General features: G+C 70.3%; 25 protein-coding genes. 12 read left to right on the top strand and 13 right to left on the bottom strand.

The genetic code is table 11. The features are described from left to right. Window positions 1-2 precede the first annotated feature (2 nt). The 3 genes from dxs to G8A07_RS08620 are packed head-to-tail and all read right to left on the bottom strand — an operon-like array spanning window position 3 to window position 3,066. On the bottom strand, window positions 3-1,901 hold the full coding sequence (gene dxs, locus G8A07_RS08630; RefSeq protein ID WP_195796625.1) for a 1-deoxy-D-xylulose-5-phosphate synthase: 1,899 nt from the start codon (window positions 1,899-1,901) through the stop codon (window positions 3-5). A gap of 26 nt (window positions 1,902-1,927) precedes the next feature. Continuing rightward, on the bottom strand, window positions 1,928-2,815 hold the full coding sequence (locus tag G8A07_RS08625) for a polyprenyl synthetase family protein (RefSeq protein ID WP_371816437.1): 888 nt from the start codon (window positions 2,813-2,815) through the stop codon (window positions 1,928-1,930). A gap of 2 nt (window positions 2,816-2,817) precedes the next feature. Beyond that, on the bottom strand, window positions 2,818-3,066 hold the full coding sequence (locus G8A07_RS08620; protein ID WP_195796624.1) for an exodeoxyribonuclease VII small subunit: 249 nt from the start codon (window positions 3,064-3,066) through the stop codon (window positions 2,818-2,820). A gap of 286 nt (window positions 3,067-3,352) precedes the next feature. Between G8A07_RS08620 and G8A07_RS08615 the strand changes: the two genes are divergently transcribed. The 4 genes from G8A07_RS08615 (at window position 3,353) to G8A07_RS08600 (ending at window position 6,920) form a co-directional block, all read left to right on the top strand. Then, window positions 3,353-4,468 carry an aromatic ring-hydroxylating dioxygenase subunit alpha gene (locus G8A07_RS08615; RefSeq protein ID WP_195796623.1) on the top strand — a complete coding sequence of 372 codons (1,116 nt, stop codon included), beginning with the start codon at window positions 3,353-3,355 and terminating at the stop codon, window positions 4,466-4,468. A 181-nt stretch (window positions 4,469-4,649) separates the two neighbouring features. After that, the gene (locus G8A07_RS08610) at window positions 4,650-5,546 is read left to right on the top strand and encodes a DMT family transporter (RefSeq protein ID WP_213086255.1); all 897 of its coding nucleotides are present in this window, start codon (window positions 4,650-4,652) and stop codon (window positions 5,544-5,546) included. Further along, window positions 5,546-6,400 (top strand): sulfurtransferase, encoded by an 855-nt coding sequence (locus tag G8A07_RS08605; RefSeq protein WP_195797675.1) that lies wholly within the window; start codon window positions 5,546-5,548, stop codon window positions 6,398-6,400. Before G8A07_RS08610 ends, G8A07_RS08605 begins: the two co-directional genes overlap by 1 nt. A gap of 85 nt (window positions 6,401-6,485) precedes the next feature. Continuing rightward, window positions 6,486-6,920, top strand: coding sequence for a universal stress protein (locus G8A07_RS08600; protein WP_195796622.1), 435 nt, complete (start codon window positions 6,486-6,488; stop codon window positions 6,918-6,920). Between the two features lie 17 nt (window positions 6,921-6,937). Here G8A07_RS08600 and G8A07_RS08595 read toward each other — a convergent pair whose 3' ends face one another. Then, the gene (locus G8A07_RS08595) at window positions 6,938-7,720 is read right to left on the bottom strand and encodes a ZIP family metal transporter (protein ID WP_249937272.1); all 783 of its coding nucleotides are present in this window, start codon (window positions 7,718-7,720) and stop codon (window positions 6,938-6,940) included. Between the two features lie 72 nt (window positions 7,721-7,792). After that, window positions 7,793-8,668, bottom strand: a complete 876-nt coding sequence (locus G8A07_RS08590; protein ID WP_195796621.1) for a dienelactone hydrolase family protein — start codon at window positions 8,666-8,668, stop codon at window positions 7,793-7,795. Between the two features lie 112 nt (window positions 8,669-8,780). On the opposite strand from G8A07_RS08590, the gene G8A07_RS08585 reads away from it, so the two are divergent. After that, a complete protein-coding gene (locus G8A07_RS08585) occupies window positions 8,781-10,289 on the top strand; it encodes a Ppx/GppA phosphatase family protein (protein ID WP_195796620.1) in 1,509 nt (502 codons plus the stop codon). 57 nt (window positions 10,290-10,346) lie between these two features. Here the strand turns inward: G8A07_RS08585 and ppk1 are convergent, their stop codons facing one another. After that, complete coding sequence (gene ppk1, locus G8A07_RS08580; protein ID WP_195796619.1) at window positions 10,347-12,419, bottom strand: polyphosphate kinase 1; 2,073 nt, start codon at window positions 12,417-12,419, stop codon at window positions 10,347-10,349. Next, entirely contained in the window at window positions 12,416-13,291 is an 876-nt protein-coding gene (locus tag G8A07_RS08575) for a UDP-2,3-diacylglucosamine diphosphatase (protein WP_195796618.1), read from the bottom strand. Before G8A07_RS08575 ends, ppk1 begins: the two co-directional genes overlap by 4 nt. Window positions 13,292-13,398: 107 nt before the next feature. Between G8A07_RS08575 and G8A07_RS08570 the strand changes: the two genes are divergently transcribed. After that, window positions 13,399-14,331: a hypothetical protein gene (locus tag G8A07_RS08570; protein ID WP_195796617.1), complete on the top strand. Its 933-nt coding sequence runs from the start codon at window positions 13,399-13,401 to the stop codon at window positions 14,329-14,331. Between the two features lie 5 nt (window positions 14,332-14,336). After that, window positions 14,337-16,145 carry a single-stranded-DNA-specific exonuclease RecJ gene (recJ, locus tag G8A07_RS08565; protein WP_195797673.1) on the top strand — a complete coding sequence of 603 codons (1,809 nt, stop codon included), beginning with the start codon at window positions 14,337-14,339 and terminating at the stop codon, window positions 16,143-16,145. Here recJ and G8A07_RS08560 read toward each other — a convergent pair. Beyond that, on the bottom strand, window positions 16,142-16,777 hold the full coding sequence (locus G8A07_RS08560) for a nitroreductase family protein (RefSeq protein ID WP_195796616.1): 636 nt from the start codon (window positions 16,775-16,777) through the stop codon (window positions 16,142-16,144). The two genes, recJ and G8A07_RS08560, sit on opposite strands and share 4 nt — an antisense overlap. A gap of 45 nt (window positions 16,778-16,822) precedes the next feature. Continuing rightward, the gene (locus tag G8A07_RS08555; protein WP_195796615.1) at window positions 16,823-17,701 is read right to left on the bottom strand and encodes an EamA family transporter; all 879 of its coding nucleotides are present in this window, start codon (window positions 17,699-17,701) and stop codon (window positions 16,823-16,825) included. Window positions 17,702-17,778: 77 nt separating this feature from the next. On the opposite strand from G8A07_RS08555, the gene G8A07_RS08550 reads away from it, so the two are divergent. Next, a complete protein-coding gene (locus G8A07_RS08550) occupies window positions 17,779-18,297 on the top strand; it encodes a MarR family winged helix-turn-helix transcriptional regulator (protein ID WP_195796614.1) in 519 nt (172 codons plus the stop codon). Between the two features lie 20 nt (window positions 18,298-18,317). Here the strand turns inward: G8A07_RS08550 and G8A07_RS08545 are convergent, their stop codons facing one another. Then, window positions 18,318-18,518 carry a hypothetical protein gene (locus G8A07_RS08545; protein WP_195796613.1) on the bottom strand — a complete coding sequence of 67 codons (201 nt, stop codon included), beginning with the start codon at window positions 18,516-18,518 and terminating at the stop codon, window positions 18,318-18,320. A 205-nt stretch (window positions 18,519-18,723) separates the two neighbouring features. Between G8A07_RS08545 and G8A07_RS08540 the strand changes: the two genes are divergently transcribed. After that, on the top strand, window positions 18,724-19,617 hold the full coding sequence (locus G8A07_RS08540) for a 3',5'-nucleoside bisphosphate phosphatase (RefSeq protein ID WP_249937271.1): 894 nt from the start codon (window positions 18,724-18,726) through the stop codon (window positions 19,615-19,617). Window positions 19,618-19,631: 14 nt separating this feature from the next. After that, a complete protein-coding gene (locus tag G8A07_RS08535) occupies window positions 19,632-20,543 on the top strand; it encodes a DMT family transporter (RefSeq protein WP_195796612.1) in 912 nt (303 codons plus the stop codon). Window positions 20,544-20,559: 16 nt separating this feature from the next. On the opposite strand, the gene G8A07_RS08530 is transcribed toward G8A07_RS08535, so the two are convergent. After that, on the bottom strand, window positions 20,560-21,588 hold the full coding sequence (locus G8A07_RS08530) for an NAD(P)-dependent oxidoreductase (RefSeq protein ID WP_195796611.1): 1,029 nt from the start codon (window positions 21,586-21,588) through the stop codon (window positions 20,560-20,562). A gap of 145 nt (window positions 21,589-21,733) precedes the next feature. Between G8A07_RS08530 and G8A07_RS08525 the strand changes: the two genes are divergently transcribed. Beyond that, the gene (locus tag G8A07_RS08525; protein WP_213086253.1) at window positions 21,734-22,387 is read left to right on the top strand and encodes a TetR/AcrR family transcriptional regulator; all 654 of its coding nucleotides are present in this window, start codon (window positions 21,734-21,736) and stop codon (window positions 22,385-22,387) included. Window positions 22,388-22,409: 22 nt separating this feature from the next. Then, window positions 22,410-23,042 (top strand): L-threonylcarbamoyladenylate synthase, encoded by a 633-nt coding sequence (locus tag G8A07_RS08520; protein ID WP_195796610.1) that lies wholly within the window; start codon window positions 22,410-22,412, stop codon window positions 23,040-23,042. Window positions 23,043-23,053: 11 nt separating this feature from the next. Here G8A07_RS08520 and G8A07_RS08515 read toward each other — a convergent pair whose 3' ends face one another. Continuing rightward, complete coding sequence (locus tag G8A07_RS08515; protein WP_195796609.1) at window positions 23,054-23,539, bottom strand: metal-dependent hydrolase; 486 nt, start codon at window positions 23,537-23,539, stop codon at window positions 23,054-23,056. Window positions 23,540-23,600: 61 nt separating this feature from the next. Next, the gene (locus G8A07_RS08510; protein WP_195796608.1) at window positions 23,601-24,656 is read right to left on the bottom strand and encodes a DUF1513 domain-containing protein; all 1,056 of its coding nucleotides are present in this window, start codon (window positions 24,654-24,656) and stop codon (window positions 23,601-23,603) included.

The raw sequence follows: 24,656 nt of genomic DNA, 5'->3' as shown, positions 1-24,656 counted from the left end.
CTTTACTGGTTGGCGGCGCGTGCCACCAGGGTCGGCCGGGCGCCGAAGCGCTTCAGGATGCTCTGCTCGATGCCGGCGGCATCCAGGCCGCATTGCGCCATCAGCTTGGCCGCATCGCCATGCTCGATGAACTCGTCGGGCAGGCCCAGCTGCAGCACCGGCAGGGCCAAGCCGGCGGCCTGCAGCGCCTCCAGCACCGCGGAGCCGGCGCCGCCCATCACGCAGCCGTCCTCGACCGTGACGATGGCCTCATGGGTGCGCGCCAGCTCGGCCACCAGCTCGGTGTCCAGCGGCTTGACGAAGCGCATGTTCGCGACCGTCGCATCCAGGCTCTCGGCCGCCTTCAGGGCCGGGTACAGCAGGGTGCCGAAGGCCAGGATCGCGATGCGCGAGCCCTTGCGGCGCAGCTCGCCCTTGCCCCAGGGCAGGACCTGCATGTCCTTCTGCACCGCGATGCCGGCGCCGGCGCCGCGCGGGTAGCGCACCGCGGTCGGGCCGTCATGGCTGAAGCCGGTGAACAGGGCCTGGCGGCACTCGTTCTCGTCGGCCGGCGTCAGGATCGCCATGTTCGGGATGCAGCGGGTGAAGGCGATGTCGTAGTTGCCGGCATGGGTCGCGCCATCGGCACCGACCAGGCCGGCGCGGTCCAGCGCGAACAGCACCGGCAGGTTCTGGATCGCGACGTCATGCACCAGCTGGTCGTAGGCGCGCTGCAGGAAGGTCGAGTAGATCGCCACCACCGGCTTCAGGCCCTCGCAGGCCATGCCGGCGGCGAAGGTCACCGAATGCTGCTCGGCGATGCCGACGTCGTGATAGCGGGTCGGGAAGCGCTTGTGGAAGTCCACCATGCCCGAACCCTCGCGCATCGCCGGCGTGATGCCGACCAGGCGCTTGTCCTGCTCGGCCATGTCGCACAGCCATTCGCCGAACACCTGGGTGAAGGTGGTCTTGGCCGGCGTCGCCGGCTTGACGAAGCCGACCGCGGGGTCGAACTTGCCGGAGGCCGCGTGGTACTTGACCGGGTCGGCCTCGGCCAGCTTGTAGCCCGCGCCCTTCTTGGTCACCACATGCAGGAACTGCGGGCCGCTCTTGCCGCGCAGGTTTTCCAGGGTGGGGATCAGCGATTCCAGGTCATGGCCATCAATCGGGCCGACATAGTTGAAGCCGAATTCCTCGAAGATCGTGCCGGGCACGACCATGCCCTTGGTGTGCTCCTCGAAGCGGCGCGCGAACTCGTACAGCGGCGTGTTCTTCAGCACCGACTTCGCGCCCTCGCGCGCAGCGGCGTAGAACTTGCCGCTCATCAGGCGCGCCAGGTATTTGTTCAGCGCGCCGACCGGCGGGCTGATCGACATGTCGTTGTCGTTCAGGATCACCAGCACATCGCCGAGCAGCCCGCCATGCGAGACGCCAGCGTTGTTCAGCGCCTCGAAGGCCATGCCGGCGGTCATCGCGCCGTCGCCGATGATGGCCACGGTCTTGCGGTCCTCGCCCTTGAGCTTGGCGGCCATCGCCATGCCATGGGCGGCCGAGATCGAGGTGCTGGAATGGCCGGTGCCGAAGGTGTCGTACTCGCTCTCGTCGCGGCGCGGAAAGCCGCTCATGCCGCCCGCTTGGCGCAGGGTGGCCATGGCCTCGCGGCGGCCGGTCAGCACCTTGTGCGGATAGGTCTGGTGGCCCACGTCCCAGACCAGGCGGTCATGCGGCGTGTTGAACACATAGTGCAGGGCCACGGTCAGCTCGACCGTGCCGAGATTGGAGCCCAGGTGGCCGTTGCCGACCTTGGCCACGCTGTCCAGCACATAGGCGCGCAGCTCGTCGGACAGTTTCTTCAGATCCGTGCGCGGCAGGCGGCGCAGATCGGAGGGGCTGTTGACCGTCTTCAGCAGGGCATAGTTCATGATCGACTCTACTTCCGGCTTGAACATCAATTGTCGCGCTCGACCACCTTGTCGGCCAGCAGGCTCAGCCAGGCGGTATGGGCCAGGCCGCTGCGCGCCAGCGCCTGATGCGCCTCGTCGCGCAGTCGGTCGGCATAGGCACGCGCCGCGTCCAGGCCCAGCACCGAGACGTAGGTCGGCTTGTTGGCATCCTGATCCTTGCCGGCGGTCTTGCCCAGCACCTCGGAATCCTGGGTCACGTCCAGGATATCGTCGACCACCTGGAAGGCCAGGCCGATCGCGGCGCCATAGTCGGCCAGCGCGTCCCAGGCCTTGGCTTCGGTCGCGCCGCAGGCCGCGCCCATCAGCACGCTGGCCTGCAGCAGCACGCCGGTCTTGCGGCGGTGCATGTCGCGCAGCGCGGTCTCGTCCAGCGGCTTGCCGATGCTAGCCAGATCGATCGCCTGGCCGCCGGCCATGCCGGCATGGCCGGAGGCGCGCGCCAGCAGCGCGCACAGGCGCGCCTGCAGGGCCGGCGCCACACCGGCATCGGGCGTCAACACCTCGAAGGCCAGGGCCTGCATCGCGTCGCCGGCCAGCATCGCCTGCGCCTCGCCATAGGCGACATGCACCGTCGGCTTGCCGCGGCGCAGCACGTCGTTGTCCATGCAGGGCATGTCGTCATGCACCAGCGAATAGGCGTGGATCAGCTCCACCGCACAGGCCGCGCGCATCGCGGCCTCGGCCTCGCCCTGCACCGCCTCGCAGGCGGCCAGCACCAGCAGCGGGCGCAGCCGCTTGCCGCCGCCGAGCACCGCATAGCGCATCGCCTCGCCCAGACCGGCCGGCGCAGAGGCCGGCACCCAGGCGTCGAGCGCCACTTCATAGGTGCCCAGGCAACGCTGCACCCATTGTTCAAAAACCCCAGCATCCACGCTTAAGAGTCCTCCCAAGACTTCAACTCCCCGCCCTCCAGTACCTTGACCTGTTGTTCTACGGCCTGCAGGCGCTCGCGACAGAAACCGAGCAGCTCGGCCCCCCGCCGGTAGCTGTCCAGCAGCTGATCCAGCGGCAGCTGACCGCCCTCCATGGTCGCCACCAGACGCTCCAGTTCCTCGAGCGCTTGCTCGTAACTGGGCGAAACTGCGTCCTTGGACGCATTCTTGGCGGCGGAGGCTTTGGTCATTTCAGAACGCGAAACCTGTAATTGTAGTGGGGCCAACCCCTAGCTGTTCGTCGCCCCCTTGGGTGGCTGTCAGGCCGGCGCCACAGACAAGGTAAAGAGGCTTGCGCCGCCGGGCTTGCGCCGCCTCAAAACCATTCCTGTGGACCTGGGTACAATCCCGCCCTCGCCCAGCGCTCCCGAGCGCGCGCGTGACCTCTATTCCCCGTATTGACACAAACCCGGTACCTGGCCCCGAGCCAAGGCCGCCGGGGGGTTGACATTGGTTTCTTGGAGACCCTCTTGGATCATGTCCGACCTGAGCCTCACTCTCTCAGCGCTTGAACGCAGCTACAAAACCCAGCTGCCCGTCACTTCCTACTTCGACGAGGACCTGTTCCGTAGGGAACAGGAACTGATCTTCCAGCATGGACCGCGCTACCTCGGCCACGCGCTCAGCGTGCCCGAGGTCGGCGACCATTACGCCCTGCCCCAGGAGGGCGAGGGCCGGGCCCTGGTGCGCACCGCGGGCGGCATCGAGCTGCTGTCCAATGTCTGCCGGCATCGCCAGGCGGTGATGCTGAAGGGCCGCGGCAATACCGGCAAGCATGTGGTCTGCCCGCTGCACCGCTGGACCTACGACCTGAAGGGCCAGCTGGTCGGCGCGCCGCACTTCGAGCAGGATCCCTGCCTGAACCTGAATCGCTACAAGCTGCGCGAATGGAACGGCCTGCTGTTCGAGGACAACGGCCATGACGTCGCGGCCCAGCTGGCCAAGATGGGCCCGGCCGCGGAGCTGGACTTCAGCGGCTATGTGCTGGACAAGGTCCATGTGCACGAGTGCGACTACAACTGGAAGACCTTCATCGAGGTCTATCTGGAGGACTACCACGTCGGGCCCTTCCATCCGGGCCTGGGCCAGTTCGTCACCTGCGAGGACCTGGCCTGGGAGTTCGGCCGCCACCATTCGGTGCAGACCGTCGGCATCAACAAGGCCCTGAGCAAGCCCGGCTCGGCCACCTATGCCAAGTGGCACGAGCAGGTGCTGCAGTTCGGCGGCGGCGTGCCGCCCAAGCAGGGCGCGATCTGGCTGACCTACTACCCGCACATCATGGTCGAGTGGTACCCGCATGTGCTGGTCGTCTCGACCCTGCACCCCAAGGGCCCGCAGAAGACCACCAACATCGTCGAGTTCTACTACCCCGAGGAGATCGCCGCCTTCGAGCGCGACTTCGTCGAGGCCAACCAGGCCGCCTATATGGAGACCTGCATCGAGGACGACGAGATCGCGCTGCGCATGGACCAGGGCCGGCGCGCGCTGATGGAACGCGGCGACAACGAGGTCGGCCCCTACCAGAGCCCGATGGAGGACGGCATGCAGCATTTCCACGAGTGGTACCGCCGCGAGATGAAATTCGGCGCCTGAGATCGGCCCACCCCCTACGCGCTGCGCGCGCCCCCTCAAGGAGGCGAGTCCGGCGGACCGGCGGAGCCGGATCCGCGGACTCCGCTGGGTAATACGGCAACGTCGACAACAACATCGCCAAACGCCCCGCGCAGCCTGCTGCCGGGGCGCTCTTGCATGGTGCCGGGCCACAATGCCGGCCATGCCCGCCTCCCTGATGATGATCGCCGCCACCTTCCTGTTCGCCACGATGGGGGTCTGCGTCAAGCTGGCGTCGGAGTTCTATGACGCCGGCGAGATCGTGATGTACCGCGGCCTGGTGGGCGTCACGATGATGGCGCTGCTATCGCGCTGGCAGGGCCTGAGCCTGAAGACCGCCGTGCCGGCGATGCATTTCTGGCGCAGCCTGTCCGGCGTGCTGGCCCTGTCGCTGTGGTTCTACTCGATCGGCAAGCTGCCGCTGGCCACCGCGATGACCTTGAACTACATGTCCTCGGTCTGGATGGCCCTGTTCCTGATCGGCGGCGCGGTGATGCTGGGCAGCGCGCGGGTGGACGGCCGCCTGGTCGGCGCGGTGCTGCTGGGCTTCGTCGGCGTGGCCCTGATCCTGCGTCCGACGATCGACCAGCAGCAGGCCTGGCATGGCCTGGCCGGCCTGCTGTCGGGCATGCTCTCGGCCCTGGCCTATCTGCAGGTCACCTCCCTCGGTCGCGCCGGCGAGCCGGAGATCCGCATCGTCTTCTACTTCTCGCTGGGCGGCGTCGTCGCCGGCGCGCTGACGACCGCCTCCACTGGCGGCTGGCATGGACACCCGAGCCTGCTGGGCATCGCCCTGCTGCTGGCCGTAGGCCTGCTGGCCACCGCCGCCCAGCTGCTGATGACGCGCGCCTACGGCACCGGCAAGACCCTGGTCAACGCCAGCCTGCAATACCTGGGCATCGTGTTCTCCTTCATATATGGTGTGGCCCTGTTCAAGGACGCGATCACCTGGAGCGCGCTGCTGGGCATGGCGCTGATCATCGGCGCCGGCCTGGCCGCCACCCTGCTGCGCGCGCGCAGCACCCCGCCCGACAGCCAACATTCCGTCACCGAATCATGATGAGCCCTGCCGACCACCGAACCCTGATCTCCGTCGCCGAGCTGCGGGCCCTGCAGGCCGCCGGCCGCCCGCTGCTGATCCTCGACCTCGGCTTCGACCTGGCCGACACCGCCGCCGGCGAGCGCGCCCATGGCCAGGGCCATATCCCGGGTGCCGTCTACCTGCACCTGGACCGCGACCTCAGCGCGACCAAGACCGGCAGCAACGGCCGCCATCCGCTGCCCGAGCGCGAGGCCTTCGCCGCGCGCATGGCCGCCCTGGGGCTGACGGCCGAGACCCAGGTGGTCTGCTACGACGCCCAGGGCGGCATGTATGCGGCGCGCGCCTGGTGGATGCTGCGCTGGTTGGGCCACACGGCGGCCGCGGTGCTGGACGGCGGTCTGGCCGCCTGGAACGCGGCCGGCGGCGCGCTGACGCAGGAGGCCACACCCACGCCGCCGCGCAGCGACTTCCGCGCCGGCGCCAGCCTGGTCGAGGCCCTGGACGCCGATGCGCTGCAGACGCAGCTGGGCCGGGTGCGCCTGATCGATGCGCGCGCGCCGGAGCGCTTTCGCGGCGAGGTCGAACCGCTGGACAAACAAGCGGGCCACATCCCCGGTGCCAGCAACCGCCTGTTCAAGCTGAACCTGGCCGAGGACGGCCGCTTCAAGAGCGCCGAGCAGCTGCGCCGCGAGTTCGAGCCCCTGGTGGCGCCGCAGGGCGCGGCCGGCGTGGTGCATCAATGCGGCTCGGGGGTCACCGCCTGTCACAACCTGCTGGCCATGGAACATGCCGGGCTGCTAGGCTCAAAGCTCTATCCGGGCTCCTGGAGCGAGTGGTCGGCCGATCCGCGCCGTCCGATAGCGCGGGCTTGACGCAGAGCAAGACAAGACCGCCTCTGCGAGGCAATATCTCCTCAGGGCCCGGCCCGGGCCTGCCATCAGCAGAAGGAGGTTTGCCATGTTCAAGCGCATCGTCATCCCCACCGACGGTTCCGACATCACCGCCAAGGCGGTCGACACCGCGATCGCCCTGGCCAAGTTCCATGGCGCCAAGCTCTACGCGGTCAGCGTCAAGGAACCCTTCCCCTACAGCGCCGTCTCCGAGATGCAGCCGACGCCGCCGCAGGAGTTCTTCGACGCCCAGGAGCGCATCGCCAGTGGCCGGGTCAAGGCCGTGGTCGCCGCGGCCGAGGCGGCCGGCGTGCCCTGCGAGGGCCACACGATCGAGGCCCTGCATGCCTGGGAGGCCATCATCGAGCATGCCGACCGCAACCAGGCCGACCTGGTCGTGATGGCCTCGCATGGCCGGCGCGGCTTCCAGGCCCTGCTGCTGGGCAGCGAGACGCAGAAGGTGCTGACCCACTGCACCGTGCCGGTGCTGGTGGTCCGCTAAACCCAGTGGGCTAAGGCCTAGTGGGAATGGGCGCCGCCTGAGACGACCAGCACCAGGCCCAGGCCGGCCGCCAGCCAGGCCAGTTGCGCCGCCGTGTCCCGCCAGGGCAGGCGGCGCTGCAACTGCGGGATCAGGTCGGCCACCGCCACATAGATGAAGCTGCTCGAAGCCACCACCAGCAGGTAGGGGAACAGCGGCTCCCAGGCGCCGACCACGAAGTAGCCCAGCACCCCGCCCAGCACCGCCGCCAGGCCCGAGATCGCGTTGTAGACCAGGGCGCGGGCGCGCGTGAAGCCGGCGTTCAGCAACACGATGTAGTCGCCCACCTCCTGCGGGATCTCGTGGGCGATGATGGCCAGCGAGGTGGCCACGCCCAGGCGCGTGTCGGCCAGGAAGGCCGCGGCGATGATGATGCCGTCGCAGAAGTTGTGGATCGAATCGCCCACCAGCACCGACAGGCCGCCACGCCCCGCCTGCTCATGGTCGAAATGGTGATGGTGGTGATGCCCGTCGCCCTCGTGGTGATGGGTGTGGCGGTACAGCTCGGCCTTCTCCAGCAGGAAGAAGAACATCAGGCCGCCCAGCAGGGTCAGGAACAGCTCATGCGGGCTGGCCTGGCCCTCGAAGGCCTCCGGCAGCACATGCAGCAGCGCCGTGCCCAGCAGCACGCCGGTCGACAGGCTGACCAGATGCTTGACCACGCGGCCCAGCAGGCCCACGGTCAGGCTGGCGGCGATCAGCACCGACAGCAGCCCGCCGACCAGGGTCGCGAGCACGATGTAGAAAAGGGTCATGGACATCTAGGTCAGACATAAAAACAAACCGCGCCTCAGGGACTCGGGCGCGGTTTGCTGGCGAATCGGATTCCGGCGTCAGGCCACGCCGTTGGCCTTGAACCAGGCCAGGCAGCGTTGCCATCCGTCCTCGGCCGCTTCCTTGCGATAGCTGGGGCGGTAGTCGGCATGGAAGGCATGCGGCGCGTCCGGGTAGACGTGGAACTCGCTGCGCTTCGAGGCCGCCGAACCTTGGGCCAGGGCAGCCTTCATCTTATCAACCGTGTCAAGCGGGATGCCGCCGTCCTGTCCGCCATAGAGGCCCAGCACCGGTCCCTGCAGCTGGCCGGCCAGCTCCAGCGGGTGCCGCGGCTGCAGCGGGACGCTGTTGCCGACCAGGCGCCCGTACCAGGCCACGCCGGCCTTCAGGCCCGGGTTGTGGGCCGCGTAAAGCCAGGTGATGCGGCCGCCCCAGCAAAAGCCGGTGATGCCCAGCTTCGCGGTATTGCCGCCCTGCCCCTTGGCCCAGGCCACCGCGGCGTCCAGGTCGCGCATCACCTGCTCGTCCGGCACCTTCAGGATCACCTCGGCCTGCAGCTTGGCGACCTCGCCATAACTGCCGGCGTCGCCCTGGCGCACGAACAGCTCCGGCGCGATCGCCAGATAGCCCTGCTTGGCGAAGCGCCGTGCCACGTCGGCGATATGCTCGTGCACACCGAAGATCTCGCTGACCACCAGCAGCACCGGCGGGTTTTTCGCGCCGGCCGGCTGGGCGCGGTAGGCCGGCATCTTGAAGTCGCCGACCGGAATCGTCACCTCGCCGACCTCCAGGCCCTGCGCATCGGTCTTGACCACGGTCTGCGCCGTCACCGGCAGCACCGCGGCGGCGAAGCCGCTGCCGACCGTGGTACGCACGAAGTCGCGCCGGTTGAAATCGCGGCCGGGGGCCAGGCTGTCCACATCGTTCTTCAGCATCGTCGCAGCTCCTGTCGAGGGGGTGAACCAGGGAAGGCTGGCGAATTCTAGGCAGGACCGCCGAGCTCTGCAGCGGAACCGTCACGGGTTTGCCACGACAATCGCGCACATCATGACCTTGCCCCAGAGCACCGCTTCCGCCGCCCTTGCCGCCATCGACATGGGCTCCAACAGCTTCCGACTGGAGATCGCCCAGCTGCAGCGCGGCCGCTACCGCCGCCTCGCCTACCTGAAGGAGACCGTGCGCCTGGGGGCAGGTCTTGACGATGAAGGCATGCTGACCGAGGCCGCGATGCAGCGCGGCCTGGACTGCCTGGCCCGCTTCGCCGTCGAGCTGCAGGGCTTTGCGCCCGGCCGGGTGCGCGCGGTCGCGACCCAGACCCTGCGCGAGGCCAAGAACCGCGACGCCTTCCTGCGCCGCGCCGAGGGCGCTCTGGGCTTCCCGATCGAGGTGATCTCGGGCCGCGAGGAGGCGCGCCTGATCTATGCCGGCGTCGCGCGGCTGCAGACCTCCAGCGAACCGCGCCTGGTGATCGACATCGGCGGCCGCTCCACCGAGATGATCCTGGGCCAGGGCACGACGCCGCGTACCGCCGAGAGTTTCCAGGTCGGCAGCGTCAGCCTGTCGCTGCGCTTCTTCCCCGACGGCCGCTTCACGCCCGAGGCCTTCCGCGCCGCCCAGGTGGCGGCCGGCGCCGAGCTGGAGGAGGCGCGCGCCCTGTTCGACCGCAAGCTCTGGCGCGAGGCGCTGGGCAGCTCCGGTACGGTCGGCGCGGTGGCCCAGCTGCTGGCCGGCAGCGGCATCACCGACGGCCGCATCACGCCGGACGCGCTGCGCTGGTGCATGGCCCAATGCCTGGAGGCCGGCCATGTGGACCGGCTGAAGCTGCCCGGCCTGAAGGACGACCGCCGCGCGGTGGTCGGTGGCGGCCTGTGCATCCTCTACACCCTGCTGACCCAGTTCGGCATCGACAGCCTGCAGCCCACCAAGGGCGCGCTGCGCCAGGGCGTGATCTTCGACCTGGCCGAGCGCCTGGAGGCGCAGCGCCCCGGCGGCGCGCACGACATGCGCGACCAGTCGGTGGTCGCGCTGCAGCAGCGCTTCGGCGTCGACGCCAGCCAGGCCGAGCGCGTCGGCAAGCTGGCCCAGGCTCTGTACAAGCAGCTGCAGCCCGAGGCCACGCGCGAGCAGCAGCGCGAGCTGGGCTGGGCCGCGGCCCTGCACGAGATCGGCATGATGGTCTCGCACCACGACCACCACCGTCACAGCGCCTACCTGCTGGCCCATGTGGACGCGCCCGGCTTCTCGCAGAACCAGCTGCGCCGCCTGGCCGACCTGGCGCTGGGCCAGCGCGGCGGCCTGCGCAAGCTGGAGGCCCAGTTCGCGGCCGAGCCGGCCCTGGTCTGGCAGGTGCTGGCGCTGCGCCTGGCGGTGCTGGCCTGCCACGGCCGCAGCCCGGTCAGCGCGCAGGCCCTGGGCCTGGCGCGCGAGCGCCAGCAGGTGCGCCTCGCGCCGGCCAAACGCTGGGCCGCCGATCAGCCGCGCGCCCTGTTCCTCCTGCGCGAGGAGGCCGAGGCCTGGTCGCGCGGCGAGCAGCTCAAACTCTCGGTTGAACCCTGAACCCAGCAAAAAGGCCGATCGATGATCGGCCTTTTTGCTTTCGTGCCCTACCCGGTTTCAGTCCGGTGTGAAGCGCCGCATCAGCGCCTGCTGGGCGCTGTCGCCTTCCGCCGCGACGCGCTGCGAGGTGCCATCCGGCCCCAGCTGCCAGGCGTCCAGGCTGTCGTGCAGATAGGGCATCAGCGCCTCGTCGATCACGCGCTGGCGCAGCGAGGCCGACAGCACCGGCCAGGCCACCTCGATGCGGCGCAGCATGTTGCGGCTCATCCAGTCGGCGCTGGACAGGTACAGGGCCTCCTGCTCCTCGCCATCGCCCCAGCGGAAATAGCTGATGCGCGAATGCTCGAGGAAGCGGCCCACCACCGAGCGCACCAGGATGTTGTCGCTGACACCGGGCAGGCCCGGCGGCAGCATGCAGGCGCCACGCACGATCAGGTCGATGCGCGCGCCGGCCTGGCCGGCCAACAGCAGGCCCTGGATCAGCTCGGCATCGGTCAGCGAATTGACCTTCAGCACCACCCGCGCAGGATAGCCGGCGCGCGCCGCCTCGGCCACCTGGGCCAACAGCTCCAGCATGCGGCTGTGCAGATTGAACGGCGCCAGCAGCAGGCGCCGCGGCGCCTTGAACTTGGACAGCGAGGCGAGTTGGCGGAACACCAGGTCCACATCGGCCGCCAGGTCCGGATCGGCGCTCAGATAGCCCAGGTCGGTGTAGAGCCGCGCGGTCTTGGGGTTGTAGTTGCCGGTCGACAGATGGGCATAGCGGCGCAGCACCGGCTTGCCGCCATGCTGCTCGCGGCGCGTCACCAAGAGCAGCTTGGCATGCGTCTTCAAGCCCACCATGCCGTAGACCACCTGGGCGCCGACGGCCTCCAGCCGCTCGGCCCAGTTGATATTGGCCTCCTCGTCGAAGCGCGCCTTCAGCTCGACGACGACCAGCACCTCCTTGCCGCGCCGCGCCGCCTCGATCAGCAGGTCCATCAGCTCGGACTTGCTGCCGGTGCGGTAGACCGTCTGCTTGATCGCCAGCACCTCGGGATCCTGCACCGCCTCGCGCAGCAGCTGCACCACCGGCTCGAAGCTCTCGAAAGGATGGTGCAGCAGCACATCGCCCTTCTTCAGGCGCTCGAACATCGACTTGCCGCGCGGCAGCCGGCCCTGCGGCCAGGCCGGCTCGTAGGGCAGGAAGCGCAGCTCGTCGGCGTCGGTCTGGTCGATCAGCTCGTTCAGGCGCACCAGGTTGACCGGGCCGTTGACGCGGTACAGCGCCGCCGGCGGCAGCTGGAACTGCTCCAGCAGGAAGCTGGCCAGCTCCTCCGGGCAGGTGTTCACCACCTCGATCCGCACCGCGCGGCCGAAATGGCGCGTCGTCAGGCCGGAGCGCAGCGCATGACGCAGATTGGCGATCTCCTCCTCGTCGACCTCCAGGTCGGAGTCGCGCGTGACGCGGAACTGCGAGAAGGCCTCGACATGGCGGCCGGGGAACAGCTCCTCCAGATGCGCGCGGATCACGCTGGTCAGCAGCACGAAGGCCTGGCGGCCCTCGCTCAGCGCGGCCGGCAGCTTGATCACGCGCGGCAGCACGCGCGGCACCTTGACGATGGCGATGCGGCTGTCGCGGCCCAGCGCGTCCTTGCCGGTCAGACGGGCGACGAAATGCAGGGACTTGTTGGCCACCTGCGGGAAGGGGTGCGCCGGGTCCAGGCCCACCGGCACCAGCAGCGGCCGCACCTCGCGCTCGAAGAAACGGCTGACCCAGGCGCGCTGCGCCTCGTTGCGGTCGGCATGGTTGAGCACCAGGATGCTGCGCGCCTTCAGCGCCGGCATCACCTGCTCGTTGAAGATGTCGTACTGCTGGTCGATCAGCTCATGGGCGGCCCGCGCCACCCGCTCGACATCGCGGGAGCTGACGCTGCCGGCCGGATCGCGCGCGACGTCCAGCATGTCGGCGAAGCGCACCTCGAAGAACTCGTCCAGGTTGGAGGAGACGATGCAGATGTAGCGCAGCCGCTCCAGGAGCGGCACATCGTCGCGCTGCGCCTGCGCCAGCACGCGGCGGTTGAATTCGAGGATCGCCTGCTCGCGGTTGAGCAGGGTCAGCGAGGGCGGGACCACGGGAAGCTTGGTCATCGGATGATTCTATGAAGGCTTGGTGACAGTTCCGTGACGGACGATGACGTTTTGTTGGCGGCGGCCGCGCGCTGCTGCGGCGTCTGGGCCAGCGCGCTCCAGTCCAGGATCTCGAGCCGGCCGTCTGCATGCTCGACCAGGGCGGTCAGGCTCTCGACCCAGTCGCCGTCGTTGGCATACAGCACGCCCTCGATCTCGCGCAGCTCGGCATGGTGGATATGGCCGCAGACCACGCCGTCGGCGCCGCGCTTCTTGGCCTCGCGCGCCAGCGCGGTCTCGAAGTCAGAGACATAGCTGACCGCGCGCTTGACCTTCAGCTTCAGGTACTTGGACAGGCTCCAGTAGGGCAGCCCCAGGCGCGCGCGCGCCGAATTGAGCCAGCGGTTCAGCTTCAGGGTGAACTCGTAGGCCTGGTCGCCCAGCAGGGCCAACCAGCGCGCGCATTGCACGACGCCGTCGAACAGGTCGCCATGGGTGATCCACAGGCGCCGGCCGTCGGCCGTCACATGCAGCCAGTCCTCGGCCACCTCGATGCCGCCGAAGCTGTGGTCCAGGTAGCGGCGCGCGAACTCGTCGTGGTTGCCCGGGATGAAGATCACCCGGCAGCCCTTGCGCGCCTTGCGCAGCAGCTTCTGCACCACATCGTTGTGCGCCTGCGGCCAATACCAGCTGCGCCGCAGCTGCCAGCCGTCGATGATGTCGCCGACCAGGAACAGCTGCTCGCATTCGACCTGGCGCAGGAATTCCAGCAGCGCCTGGGCCTGGCAGCCCGGCGTGCCCAGATGCAGGTCCGAGATCCAGACCGTGCGCACCTGCAGCGCGCCGCGCTCCTCCGGCGCCTCGGGCGGGCTGGGGTCCATGGCGGCACGCATGGGGTAGGCGGCGGGTTTCATGGACCGCCAGCTTCGCGCCGGGCCATGTCGGCGCCATGGCAGGCGGATGAAGATTGGGTGACGGCCCGGCCCGGGATAATCGCGCCATGCATCTGATGATTTCCCATGCCAGCACCCTGGGCGAGGCCTGCGCCCAGGCCCAGCAGACGCTGGCCCTGCCCCGGCTGGCGGCCCTGCTGGGCCTGCTGGCCCCGGCCGGACAGCAGGGCAGCGACGAATACGCGCTGCAAACGCCGCAGGAGCAGGCCCAGGCCGCGCTGTGGGGCTGGCCCGCCGAGAGCGCGGCGCTGCCGCTGGCCGCCGCCCAGGCCGAGGCCGACGGCATCGCCACCGAAGGCCGCTGCTGGGCCCTGCTGAGCCCGCTGCATATGTCGGTCGGCAGCGACCAGGTCACCGCGCTGAACCCCGATGCCCTGGCGCTGGACGAGGCCGAATCGCGCGACTTCTTCGAGTCGCTGGCCTGGCTGTTCCCGGCCGACGAGGGCTGGCACCGCGCCTGGGGTGCGCCGACGCGCTGGTATGTCGCCCACGAGGACCTGGCCGGCCTGGCCTGCGCCAGCCTGGAGCGGGTGATCAACCGCAATGTCGATCCCTGGATGCCCGAGGCGCGGCGCCTGCGCACCCTGCAAAACGAGCTGCAGATGGCCCTGCACCGCCATCCGCTGGGCGAGGCCCGCGAGGCGCGCGGCGCGCTGGCGCTGAACTCGGTCTGGATCAGCGGCGCCGGCCGCGCGTTGCCGCGCGCCGTCACACCGGAACTGCGGCTCGACGAACGCCTGCGCGAACCGCTGCTGGCCGAGGACTGGACCGCCTGGGCCGAGGCCTGGGTGGCGCTGGATGCCGGCCCAGTGGCCGAACTGCTGGCCCGCGCGCAGGCCGGCGAGGATGTCGGCCTGACCCTGTGCGGCGAGCGCCTGGCGCGCCGCTACCGCCCGCGCCCGGCGGGCGGCCTGACCCGGCTGTGGCAGCGCATCGCCGCGCCGCGCGCCGACGTGCACAAGACCCTGGAGAGCCTGTGAGCCACATCACCCCGCAGATCCTGACCCGCGACGTGCCGCCGCGTGCCAGCTGGGCGCTGGAGCAGGCCGGCATCCCGCCGCTGCTGGCACGCCTGTTCGCCGCGCGCGGCGTGCGCAGTGCCGAGGAGCTGGACGACGGCCTGGCCCTTCTGATCCCGCCCGAGGGCCTGAAGGGCATGGCCGAGGCCGCCGCGCTGCTGGCCGACGCGATCCAGCAGGGCTCGCGCATCTGCATCGTCGCCGACTACGACTGCGACGGCGCCACCGCCTGCAGCGTCGCGTTGCGCGGCCTGGGCCTGCTGGGGGCAAGACCCGGCACCCTGCACTATGTGGTGCCGGACCGCGCGGTGCATGGCTACGGCCTGACCCCGGCGATCGTCGAGCTGGCCCTGCCGCTGAAGCCGGACCTGCTGATGACGGTGGACAACGGCATCGCCAGCCTGGCCGGCGTGGCCCATGCCCAGGCCCTGGGACTGAAGGTGCTGGTGACCGACCACCACCTGCCGGCCGTGGTCGACGGCGCCGAGGTCGTGCCCGCGGCCGATGCGATCGTCAACCCGAACCAGCCGGGCTGTACCTTCGAGAGCAAGAACCTGGCCGGCGTCGGCGTGGCCTTCTACACCCTGCTGGCGCTGCGCGGCGAGCTGCGCCGGCGCGGGGTCTTCGATGCCGAGGCCGCGCCGGGCCGCTCCCAAGCGGCCTCGCCCCCCTTGGGGGGTGGGGGGCCCCGTCCTCAACCGCGGCTGGACACCTTGCTGGACCTGGTTGCGCTGGGCACGGTGGCCGACGTGGTGCGGCTCGATCCCAACAACCGCCGCCTGGTGGCCCAGGGCCTGCGCCGCATGCGCGCCGGCCGCATGCAGCCGGGCGTGGCCGCGCTGTTCTCGGCCGCCGGCCGCGACGCGGCGCGCGCCAACAGCTTCGACCTCGGCTTCGCGCTGGGGCCGCGCATCAACGCGGCCGGCCGGCTCTCGGACATGACCCTGGGCATCGAATGCCTGACGACCGACGATCCGGCACGCGCGCTGGAGCTGGCACGCCAGCTCGATGCGATCAACCGCGAGCGCCGCGAGATCGAGGCCGGCATGCGCGAGCTGGCCGAGCTGAAGCTCGACGAGCTGATGCAGGACCCGGCCCTGCAGGGCGAGGCGCCGCCGGCGCTGTGCCTGTACGAGCCGGAGTTCCACGAGGGCGTGGTGGGCATCGTCGCGGGCCGAGTCAAGGACCGGCTGCACCGCCCCACCTTCGTGTTCGCGCTGGGCGCCGACGGGCAGGTCAAGGGCTCGGGCCGCTCGATCCCGGGCTTTCATCTGCGTGACGCGCTGGACCTGGTCTCCAAGCGCGAACCCAGCTTGCTGAAGAAGTTCGGCGGCCATGCGATGGCGGCCGGCTGCACCCTGACCGCCGAGGATCCCGAGAGCGCCGAGGCCTGCGTGCGGGCCTTCGGCGCCGCGCTGCAGCAGGTGGCGCGCGAATGGCTGGACGCCGCCGCGCTGACTCGCACGCTGAAGACAGATGGCCCGCTGCCGGCCGAGGCCTTCACGCCGGACATCGTGCTGCAGCTGGAGGCCCAGGTCTGGGGCCAGGCCTTCGAGGCACCGCTGTTCTGCGACGAGGTGCAGGTGGTGTCACAGCGCATCGTCGGCGAACGCCATCTGAAGCTGCGCGTCAAACAGGCCGGGCAGCTGCGCGACGCGATCTGGTTCGGCCATGTCGACCCGGTACCCGAGCAGGGTCGGCTGGCCTACCGGCTGGCGCTGGACGAATACCAGGGCCAGCAGCGGGTGCAGATGATCGTCGAGGCGATGAGTTAGGCGAAGGCCAGCACTTCCTGCAGCGGCTTGCGCGGCTTCTGCGACCAGTTGCCGTCGCGCGCATGGCCGAGGGTCACCAGCATCACCGGCACGTCCTGCGCCTCCAGGCCGAACTCCTGGATCACCTGTTGCGCATCGAAGCCACCCATCGCGCCGGTGGCCAGGCCCATGCCCTGCGCGGCCAGCATCAGGGTCATCGCGGCCAGCGAGGCGGAGCGCACCGCCTCGTCGCGCTGCAGCTGCGGGTCGCCGGGATGGGCCTCGTTGGCCGCCGCCACCCAGCGCTCGATCACCGCGGCCGGCATCACGCCGCGCTCCAGCGCCGGCTGCAGCGCCCGCGGCAGCTGCTCATGCGCCGCCAGACGGCCCACGACGATGAAGGTGGCCGCTGCCTCCTGCACCTGCGGCTGGCCATAGGCCGCGGCCATCAGGCGCGCCTTGGCCTCGGCGCTGCGCACCGCGACAAACTTCCAGTTCTGCAGGTGGTAGGCCGAGGGCGCCAGGGTCGCCAGCCGCACCAGCTCGGCCAGGGTGGCGTCGGATACGCCGCGGCTCGGGTCGTAGCGGGTCACGGAGTTGCGGGACTCGATCAGTTCAAGGATGGAGGAAGAAGAGGAGCTCATGTTTCGCATTCGAGGTTCGGAAATAGGGAGAGAAGGGATGAGGAACACCTGATCTCAGGCGGCGTTGCTGGCGCGCGGGCTCATCGCCCATTGCACCGCCAGCACGCTGCCCAGCACCACCAGCAGGCCCAGCAGCGACAGGCCGGCCAGGGTCTGGCCCAGCAGGGCCCAGCCCAGCAGCACCGCGGTCACCGGGCTCAGGAGGCCCAGCGAGGACACCGCCACCGGCGACAGCCGCGCGATGCCGCGGAACCACAGCGCATAGGACAGCAGCGCCCCGGCCAGCGAGAGATAGGTATAGGCTGCCCATTGCGAGGCGGCCAGGCGCGGCAGCGGCGCGTCCAGCCAGCCGGCCAGCGGCAGCAGCATCAGCCCGGCGGCCAGCAGTTGCCAGCCGGTGAAGGCCAGCACCGGCATCGCCGGCTTCCAGCGCCGCGCCAGATAGGTGCCGGCGGCCATGCTGGTCGCGCCGGCCAGGGCCGCGGCGATGCCCAGGGTGTCCCAGCGCGCCTGCGGCGACAGCAGCAGCGCGGCCATGCCGGCCACGCCCAGCAGGCCGGCCCCCAGCGCCAGCCAGGGCGGGCGGCGTGCATCGACGCCCCAGGCCAGGCCCATCACCAGCAGCGGCTGGATCGCGCCGACCACCGCTGCGACGCCGCCCGGCAGCCGGTAGGCCGCGACGAACAGCAGGGCCTGGAACACCGCCAGGTTCAGCGCCGCCAGCACCAGCAGCCGCCCCCACTCGCCGCGCTGGGGCAGATGGCGGGTCCACAGCACCAGCAGCAGCCCGGCCGGCAGGGTGCGCAGCAGCGCCGCGGTGAAGGGCCGGTCCGGCGGCAGCCATTCGGTCGTGACGATATAGGTCGAGCCCCAGATCACCGGCGCCAGCGCCGTCAGCAGGGCATCAAGGGGGCTCTTTTGGGAGGAGTTCATCAGCACACCATTTATCTTGATTTCGAGATAATTCATCGTAGCCGATAATCTTGAAATCAAGACAATTGGATGTCTCAATGAAAGCGATAGCCCGCCCCGCCGACGCCGTCGACCGCATCCTGGATCAATGGCGGCGCGAGCGCCCCGATCTGGAGCTGGCGCCGATGGCGACGATCGGCCGCGTCAATCGCTGCGCCGCGCTGCTGCAGCGTCGGCTCGATGAGACCTTCGCCGAGTTCGGGCTGAACGGCTGGGAGTTCGATGTGCTGGCCACCCTGCGCCGCGCCGGCGAGCCGCATTGCCTGGCGCCGACCGCGCTGTTCTCCAGCCTGATGGTCAGCTCGGGCACGATGACGCACCGCCTGCAGCGCCTGGAAGCCGCCGGCTGGGTGTCGCGCGAGCCGAACCCCTGCGACGCGCGCAGCCTGCTGGTCCGGCTGACGCCGCCGGGCTTGGCGCTGATCGACCGGGCGGTGACCGCCCATATGGCCAACGAGCACCGCATCCTGGCGCCGCTGAAGGCCGCCGAGCTGGCCGCGCTGGACGCGCGGCTGATCGCGCTGCTGGCGATCCTAGAGCCGCAGCCCCGGGATTGAGGAGAGGGGAGGAGAAAAGTTCAGCGCTTCAGCCAGGTCGATGCCGTGCGCACCGCCTGCTGATTGCTCTGCACGCCGACCGACTGCGCGATCGAGCGCAGCACCGACGCGCAGCGGTCGACATGGTCCTTGTCCGGATGCCAGGGCCCGGCGCAGAAACCATCGCTGCTGAGATTGGCCTTGCGGGAATACACCACGCGCCACAGAAGTACGTTGTCCATCGTGCTGCTCCCTGCTGCTACTGCTGCTGCTATCGCGGCCGCGACCCGACTGCTGTCCGACCGTGCTGCCAGTATTCGCAAGCGCGCCCGGGCCTGCCAGTCGCGGATAACGCAAATCGCTGTGAGCAATCCACCTACAAGGCTCCTGCGCCGCGCCCAAGCCCCCGCGCCGGCGCTGTCATGGCGGCGCTTCTAAAATGCCGGCGTGGATCCGACACCCTTCTTGATCAACGCCGACCTGCACTGCCATTCCAAGGTCTCCGACGGCACGCTGGAGCCCGAGGCCCTGGCCGCGCGGGCCAAGGCCCATGGCGTGGAGCTGTGGGCGCTGACCGATCATGACGAGATCGGCGGCCAGCAGCGCGCGCTCGACGCGGCGCTGGCACTGGACCTGCCCTACCTGACCGGCACCGAAATCTCGGTCAGCTTCGCCGGCCGCGTGGTGCATATCGTCGGACTGGGCTTCGACCATCGCGACGCCGCGCTGACCGAGGGCCTGCGCGCCACGCGCGGCGGCCGCGGCGCGCGCGCGCGGGAGATGGCCGCGGGCCTGGCCCAGGTCGGCATCAAGGACGCCTACGAGGGCGCGCTGCGCTATGTCGGCAACCCCGAGCTGATCTCGCGCACGCATTTCGCGCGCTTCCTGGTCGAGGCCGGCCATTGCGGCGACATCCCCGAGGTGTTCCGCCGCTTCCTCACCGAGGGCAAGCCCGGCTATGTCGAGCACAAATGGGCCCGCCTGGGTGACGCGGTGCGCTGGGTGCGCGAGGCCGGCGGCGAGGCGGTGATCGCCCACCCGGGCCGCTACCCCTTCACGCCCACCGAGGAATACGCCCTCTTCACCGAGTTCATCGCCCATGGCGGACGCGGGGTCGAGGTGGTGACCGGCAGCCATACCGCGGCCGACGCGGTCAAGTACACCGAGACCGCGCTGGAGTTCGGCCTCTATGCCTCGCGCGGCTCCGACTTCCACAGCCCCGAGGAAAGCCGCACCGACCTCGGCCGGCTGGACACCCATCTGTCGGGCCGGCTGACGCCGATCTGGCAGTTGCTGGAGCCGCGCATCCATCGCCCGACGACCCCGGTGCGCGCCTCGTGAGGCCGCGGCGCCCGATGCTGGGCATCGCACTGATCGTGCTGATGGCCACCTGCTTCGCGTCGATGGACAGCACGATCCGCTACCTCGGCGCCTTCCTGCCGGTGCTGCTGATCCTCTGGCTGCGCTACAGCTTCCAGGCCGTCGTGATGCTGGTCTGGCTGCTGGTGGCGCGCTGGCGCGGCCGGCGCGATGCCTTCCGCGCCGCGCATCCGCGCTTCCAGGCGGTGCGCGGCCTGCTGCTGCTGTGCACCAGCGCGATGAGCTTCTATGGCGTGCAGCACATGCCGGTGGCCGAGTTCACCGCGATCAATATGCTGACCCCGGTGCTGGTCACCCTGCTGGCCGCCACCGTGCTGCACGAGCCGGTCTCGCGCCTGCGCTGGGCCCTGGTGGTTGGCGGCTTCGCCGGCGCGCTGATCGTGATCCGGCCCGGCAGCGGCCTGTTCGGCTGGGCCGTGCTGTTCCCGCTGGCCGGCGCGCTGAGCTATGCCAGCTTCCAGGTGCTGACCGCCAAGCTCTCCGCGCTGGAGAGCCCCTACACCACGCATTTCTACACCGGCCTGACCGGCATGCTGGCGCTGAGCCCGCTGCTGGCCCTGCTGCCCTCGCTGGATATCGTCGGCACCCTGCAAGCCGCCACACCGGGCCAGCTCGGGCTGCTGGCCCTGGTCGGCCTGCTCGGCACGGTCGGCCATCTGCTGCTGATCCTGGCGCTGGGCCTGGCGCCGACCGGCACCCTGATGCCTTTTGTCTATGTGCAGATCGCGGTGGCCGCCGCGATCGGCTGGCTGGCCTTCGACCATGCGCCCGACGGCTATGCCTGGCTGGGCATGGGCGTGCTCTCGGCCTGCGGCGCGGCCTCCGCCTGGCTCAATGTGCGCCGGCAGCGGCCCGCACCGGTGGTCGTCGACACGATCGCTGACTGACTGATTGATTGACGCCTCAGGCGGGCTCGAAGCGCGCGCCGAACTCGCGCATCTGCGCAACGAAGCGGTCCACGTCCAGCAGATGCTCGGGCAGGTACAGGCCCGGCGCCACCGGCGCGCCGCCGGCCAGGCCCAGCAGCCGCTCCAGCCCCAACGCCACGCCCAGCGCGGTCAGCGGCGCCTGGCCCTGCGGATGCACGATCTGGTGGCGGCTGCTGTGCGGCCGCCCCGCGGCGTCCAGCCCCTCCAGCTCCAGCACGATCTCGGTCGAGAAAGGCTCGCCGCGGCGCCGGCTGGCCGATTCGGCATAGGCCAGGTCGAGCCGGATGTCGCGCGCCTGCGTCGCCGCGGCCAGCGCCATCACGTCAAAGGGCGAGTAGGCCTGGGCCGGCAGCTCGACGCCATCCACGCTGCGGTAGCGGGTCTGCGCCTCGGCGCCGCTGATCCAGCGCATGCGCCCGTCCTGCAGGGTCAGGGCCGCCGGCGCGACGCCGGTCAGGCGCTCGTAGTCGGCCAGCGCCGCGGGCCCGCCCATGTCCTGCTCGTCCAGCAGCACGCCGATGCGGATCTTGTCCAGGCGCTGGAAGCTGCGCGCCAGCTGCAAGGTCGGGAACAGCGCCGCGCCCGCCAGCCAATGGCTGGCCAGCAGCACCGCCGAGCGCTGCGGCGCATGCAGATGCTGCGCCACCTCGGGGCCGATCTCGAAGCTGCCGCTGGAGAGGCTCAGGAAGGGGATGCCCCGGCGCTGCGCAAAGCGCAGCGCATGCTGCCATTCGTCCTTGACGAAGAGCACGACCGCGCCGAAGGCCGCGTCCGCCGGCAGACCCAGGTCCGGCCGCGACAGATCCACCCGCCAGCCCTCCGCATGGCCCAGGCCCCGCGCCACCTGCTGCGCCTTGGCCAGGTCGCGCCCGGCGATGGCCAGCGGCAGGCCGGGCTGCAGGCGGCGCAGCAGGGTCGCGGCCTGCGCGCCGACGACGCCCGAGCCGCCGATGATCAGCGCCGGGCGTTGGGAAGAAGAAACAGGGGTCGAGGTGGTGGACATGGAACAGGCTCCGGAATGAGTTAGGCTTGATATGACTTACCAATCGAAACTTACCCAATGTAAGTTACTTATAGTAGATTTTATTCCGGACGCACTGTCAAGCGGCATGGCGCCCGCGAACCCCTCCCCGCCAGGAGCCGATGCGGTGAACGAAAAGAACAGCGAAGCACAGAGCAAGCCGAAGAAGCTGCCCAAGGAGGCACGCCGCGCCCAGCTGCTGGAGACGGCCAAGGGCGTCCTGCGCGAGCGCGGCGCGGATGCGCTGACCCTGGCCCTGGTGGCCGAATGCGCCGGCGTCACCAAGCCGGTCGCTTATGAACATTTCGGCACCCGCGAGGGCCTGCTGATCGAGCTCTACCGCGAGATCGACGGCCATCACCTGGACGCGCTGCGCCAGGCGCTGCAGGCCGCCGCGCCGCCGCGCCTGGCCGCGGTGGTGGCGGCGGTCTGCGAGAGCTATCTGGACTGCGCGCGCGACAACGGCGCCGAATGGCAGGCGATCGCCGCAGCGCTGCGCGGCAGCGAAGCGATGGCCGCCGTGCAGCAGGAGCTGACCGAGGCCTATGTGCGCGAGCTGCAGCGCGCCTTCGCGCCCTTCTCCGCGCTGCCGGCCGCGGCGCTGCGGCTGCGCTGCATCGGCGTGGCCGGTGCGGCCGAGAACATCAGCCGCGAGCTGATCCGCGGCCAGGCCAGCGAGAGCGCGGTCGCCGCCGCGCTGCGCGGCCTGATGACGGAGCTGTTCGATGCCGACCGCCCTGCCGCGGCCGGCCACAAGACCAGCAAGGCGCCGCGGCGCTAACAATCCCAACGGAGCCTCCACGATGGCGCAACTCTTCGAAGTGCATCCCGATAACCCGCAACCGCGCTTCCTGCGCCAGGCCGCGCAGATCCTCGGCCAAGGCGGCATCGCGGCGATCCCGACCGACTCCAGCTACGCCCTGGTCTGCCATCTGGACGACAAGGCCGCGGCCGAGAACCTGCGGCGCATCCGCGGCGTCGATGACAAGCATCACCTGACCCTCCTGTGCCGCGACCTCAGCGAGCTGGCCAACTACGCGCGTGTCGACAACCGCCAGTACCGCCTGATCAAGAACGCCACGCCCGGCCCCTTCACCTTCATCCTGCAGGCCACCAAGGAGGTGCCGCGCCGCGTCTCGCATCCCTCGCGCCGCACCATCGGCCTGCGCGTGCCCGACCATCGCGTGACCCAGGAGCTGCTGGCCATCTTCGGCCAGCCGCTGCTGGCCACCACCCTGATCCCGCCCGGCGAGCAGGAGCCGCTGAACGACCCGCAGGAGATCAGCGCGCGCTACGACAAGCTGCTCCAAGCCATCGTCGATGCCGGCGCCTGCACGATGCAGCCGACCACCGTGGTCGACATGAGCGATGACGACGCGCCGCCGGTACTGGTGCGCCGCGGCTGCGGCGATCCGGCCTGCCTCGGGCTGGATTGACCCTCCTCGCCTCAGCGCGGGCGCAGCAGACGACGCGCCGCAATCAGCAGCAGGCCCAGTGCGCCGAGACCCAGGCACCACAGGTGCAACTGCCTCAGCGACAGTACGCCCAGCAAGCCGTTGTGCTGGCTGAAGGGCCAGAGCGGCCGCATGTCGGCGTGCATGATGCTGTCGAGCACGATATGCGAATAGGCCCCGAGCGCGGCGCCCAGTGTCACCGCCCCCGCCTTCAGATCGCGCCAGCCCAGCAGATTGGGCAGGCGCGTCGCCCAGCGGCGCAGCAGCAGGAACAACAGCAGGGTCGCGAGCACCACCAGGGTGGCGCCGAGATAGCTGTGCAGGAAGGCATGCACCGGATGGCGCTGCCGTAGCAGCTTGTGCAGCGATTCCAGGTCGATCAGCACGCTCGCCACGCAGAAGGCCCGGAAGCTGACCCGCCGCGGCGCCGCGCCATGCAGGGCGGCGCCAAGACCGAAGTGGAACGGGGTGATGGGCATAGCGCGGCAGCATGCCATGCCCGGCCCCGTGCCGACGATCGTCACCCGAACGGGTGATCGATCAGATCCGGATCCAATGGTTGTCCAGCTCCAGCGCGCTCGCCAGCCGCTTGCCGCGGCCCTCCGGCAGATGCAGCACCCGGCCGCGGCCGCCGGCCCACAGGCCCTCGCGCGGGTCGCGGCCCTCGGCCAGCGCGCAGGCCTCGGGCAGCGGGGTCAGGCCTTGCCAGCGACCCTCGGCATCGAAGCGCGCCACGCCGCCGCTGCGCGGGCAGCCGATCGCGAAGCCCTCGGTGCTGGCGGCGATATCGCCGCCATAGCCGGCCAGCGCGGGCTGGCCCTCGGCCAGGCGCAGCGCGCGGCCGTCGAAGACCGCCAGGATGGGGGCGTCCCGCTTCGCCGCCGGATCCTCATGCTCGGCCTGGATCGCGATGCCCAGGCGGCCGTCGGGTCGCCAGGCCAGATGCCGCAGCGACAGGCGCGGATCGGCCAGCCGCCATTGCCCGCGCAGCGCGCCGCTCTGCGCATCCAGCCGCACCAGCGAAGAATTCATCGCCGGCAGGTTCAGCTTCTGGCGCCCGGTCTCGGGCAGGGTCTGGATGCCGCCATTGGCGACCCACAGATCGCCCGCGCCGCGCGGCGACAGCTCATGCACATCGACGCCATGGCTGGGCCATTCGTCCAGCTTCTCCAGGCTCCGCGCATCGCGCACGCCGATCAGGCCGGCGCCGCTCTCCAGATCGGTCTCGCCGCAGAACAGGCGCCGGCCGTCGGCGCTGTGCGCCAGATGGCCGGTGAAGGCGCGGTCCGGCTCGATCCAGGCCCATTGCAGCTCGCGGCCCTCGCGCGAGAAGCGCAGCAGCCAGTCGCCCGGCCGGCGCGCCACCGCCAGCAGGCTGCCGCCGGGCTCGGCCAGCAGGCCATGGGCGCGGGTCGGCACCTCGATGCTGGCGCGCAGCGCCAGGGCATCGCCGGCCAGCGCCAGGCGGCCGACGCGGTAGCTGGGCGCCTCGTCGCGCCAGGCCGCGGCCAGCTCCAGCGGCGCCGCGGCGCGCGAGGCCCAGGCCGGCAGCGCCAGCCCCGCGGCGGCAAGGGTCAGGACTTGCCTGCGCTGCAT

The organism is Roseateles sp. DAIF2 (assembly GCF_015624425.1).
GTDB lineage: Bacteria > Pseudomonadota > Gammaproteobacteria > Burkholderiales > Burkholderiaceae_C > Kinneretia.
The sequence above is the reverse complement of the archived record's forward strand: the minus strand, read 5'-3'. Positions and strand labels throughout refer to the sequence as shown.